The following is a 2,537-nucleotide window of genomic DNA, read 5'->3' as shown; positions in this document are numbered from 1 at the left end:
GGCTGTAAATCACAGCGGCGATGCTATCTATAGCATAGTTTGGGCACCCAATGCTTATATAATTATTCTCCTTTGGCTATTTTGTGACAAAGTAACTACATTTACTTCATTTTTTACTCTCTTTATGACGGTCACTGGATTTAATATCTATTTTTTTTACGAAGACATTATATTTTCAAATATCTATGAATATGTAGGCGTAATTGTCACATACACATTAAACAATAGTTCCCTGATACTGTTAAGCCTTTTTATGATACAATCAAAAAGGTTTAGCAAGGCTAATTTAAGCAATGATGAAATACAAGGCTTTATATTTTTATTAGGCTGTGGGATTGCCATATCATTTATGTCTAGCATTCCCTCATTCATTTATAAAAATTTCAATGTTGATACTTTAACGCAGTTTACAACCTCAAATATTATTACATTTTCATTCTTGATTTCTAATTTTTATGCCTTCCGTAATCTTGATGTAAAGGTAATGAATGATCATGAAAATATCAGAGCATTGATATTTCCCGCTATAGTCATAGCGTCGTCGGTAGGAGTTTATTATATTGTGCTATTTAATCCCCTCATAGTAAAAAGCTCTCACTTCTTGCTTTTTATTATGTTAGCATTTTCTTTTCTTATATTCATCAAAAATACCATTAGTAATGTTATTGCGATAACTATTATCTCTACTTATCTTGCATCTATAAGTTTAGTGCCTAACTTCACGACATATGAACTAACTATTTTTATTAGTTTTTCAACTGGGGTAGGATTAATGTTAATGCTACAAAATAAAGAAAAACAATTAGTTTCACAGTTAAACCAATCTATCACTGCGCTTAAGGAAAGCCAACTTATAGATCCACTAACAAAACTATTAAATAAGGAGGGGTTTCGAAATAAATTTCATCAAATAAGCAAAACAACAGACGAATATTTAGTAGTATATGCTGACTTAAATAAATTTAAAGAAATAAATGATTTTTTAGGGCATAGTGCTGGCGATCTTGTCTTAAAGATTGTTGCAAAGCGCATCCTTTTTATCATGAAAGATAATTGTTATGTCTCGAGATTAGGTGGTGATGAGTTTGCTTTTATAATGTATGACTCAATTAGTGCATCTATAAACAAATGTCAAGCCTTACTTGGTGAAATAAATAAACCGATGATAATTGGAGGTAATAAATTCACCATTGACATGTCTATAGGAATTAGTATTTTTCCTACACATGGTAGCGGCTTAGATGAATTATTACATTGTGCAGATATTGCAATGTATACATCGAAAAAATCATTTTTAAGAAAACCGGTGATATTTGAAAGCGGTATGGGTGAAATTAAAAAACATAATACCTTTCACTTTAATCAAAACTTTAATATTTTCGATATATTGAACGAATGCTATCCTTTATATCAACCAATATTTAAAGTAACAGATAAAGTACATGAGGTTGTTTCATTTGAGATTCTTTTGAGGCATAAAAATTTATATACATTAGATATCCTAAATTGGGCTGAAGAATATGGTCATATGAATGAGATATTCAAATTTATGGCAGATAGAGCGGTTGAAATGATATTGCAATCGAATCTACCAGTTACAGTTAATGTATCACCATCGCAGTTGGTACCTAACGCTAACTGCATTATAAAACATCTTGGCGATTTAATAGAAATGAATAATTTACCCCCTTTCAATTTAAATATTGAGATCACAGAATCGATCCCGATATTAGAACAGGATGCTTTCAATAAAGCCATCGCTGCTATTAAAAAGTTAGGCGTCAAGATTTACCTTGATGATTTTGGTTCAGGTTATTCATTTTATTCTGTTTTGAGTGCAGGCAACTTCGATGTTATAAAAATTGATAGAACATTAATTAATGACATACAGAATAGTCCTTCAAGACTTAATTTATTAAACTCTATAGTTACATATGCAAGTAGCTCTAACCTAGACATTGTTGCAGAGGGTATAGAGTCATTTGATGAACTAAGTGCAACTATAAATGTTGGTATAAATTATTTTCAAGGTTATCACTTATCCAAGCCGGTTCTTATGGCTGACGCGCTCAAATTTATAAAAGGTAATTAATTAACATTATAGAATACAGGGGGCCTCCCCCCCCTATCTTCTATTAAAAATATTCATTATAACCAACATCCCAGATGTGAATAATTATGGGCCAAAATATACCAATCAAACACATATTGATGTTATCATTTATTTTAAAGTTCAGTATCACATGCTATAGCACGGTCAATCTGTACAGATCTAGTTATCACCTGACACCGGCCTCAAACCGGTGTCTTGTTTACGGCGTTGTTTCCCAAATCAGCCAGCAAGTCATGACGTTCCCAACCCCAAGTGACATTACACTCGGGGCTTTCTGACAGGCATGCCCAGAGTACTCAGCTTGTTTATGGCGCTTACATACGCCATCACCTCTCCCACTTGGCCGTTGTAGTTACGTAAACGGACTTTCCCCGCTAACAACTGTTTGAACCGATATATCGCTGTCTCTGCCAGCGAGCGACGG

Annotated in this window: 1 protein-coding gene and 1 pseudogene; one reads left to right on the top strand and one right to left on the bottom strand. The window is 33.1% G+C overall.

Annotated features, from left to right (window positions below):
* On the top strand, positions 1-2,092 hold a 2,092-nt coding region (locus AB5Y85_RS02230; RefSeq protein ID WP_368221110.1), incomplete at its 5' end, for an EAL domain-containing protein.
* A gap of 279 nt (positions 2,093-2,371) precedes the next feature.
* Here AB5Y85_RS02230 and AB5Y85_RS02225 read toward each other — a convergent pair.
* Positions 2,372-2,537: pseudogene (locus tag AB5Y85_RS02225) on the bottom strand (IS5/IS1182 family transposase); the annotation flags it as partial.

Origin of the sequence: Aeromonas sp. R3-1 (assembly GCF_040908345.1) — a bacterium.
GTDB lineage: Bacteria > Pseudomonadota > Gammaproteobacteria > Enterobacterales > Aeromonadaceae > Aeromonas > Aeromonas veronii.
This window is presented reverse-complemented; position numbering and strand designations above follow the sequence as displayed.